This window comes from Xanthomonas sp. SHU 166 (assembly GCF_000364685.1).
Lineage (GTDB): Bacteria > Pseudomonadota > Gammaproteobacteria > Xanthomonadales > Xanthomonadaceae > Xanthomonas_A > Xanthomonas_A sontii.
This window is the reverse complement of record NZ_AQOJ01000281.1, coordinates 1-374: the sequence shown is the minus strand read 5'-3', so window position 1 is coordinate 374 and position 374 is coordinate 1. Positions and strand designations below refer to the sequence as shown.

Annotated in this window: 1 pseudogene; it reads left to right on the top strand. The window is 65.5% G+C overall.

Going from position 1 to position 374, the window contains the following annotated elements:
- A pseudogene (locus tag D180_RS08905) lies at positions 1-374 on the top strand (RHS repeat protein); the annotation flags it as partial.

The following is a 374-nucleotide window of genomic DNA, read 5'->3' as shown; positions in this document are numbered from 1 at the left end:
CAGACCGATGCGCGCAACATCAAGACCAGCTACGGCTATGACGCGCTGAACCGGCTGACCCAGGTCACCTATCCGACCACCAGCCTCAACGTCAGCTATACCTACGACGTCAGTCAGACGACCTGCGCCAGCGGCGAGACCTACGCCGTGGGCCGCCTGACCCGGATGCAGGACGGCAGCGGCAGCACCGACTACTGCTACGACCGCTTCGGCGATCTGGTGCGCAAGGTGCAGACCACCAACGGGAAGGTGTTCGTGGTCCGCTACGCGTACACCAAGGCCGGGCAGTTGAGCCGTCTGACCTACCCGGATGGGGCGGTGGTGGACTACGTGCGCAATGCCCAGGGCCAGACCACCGAGGTCGGCGTGACCCC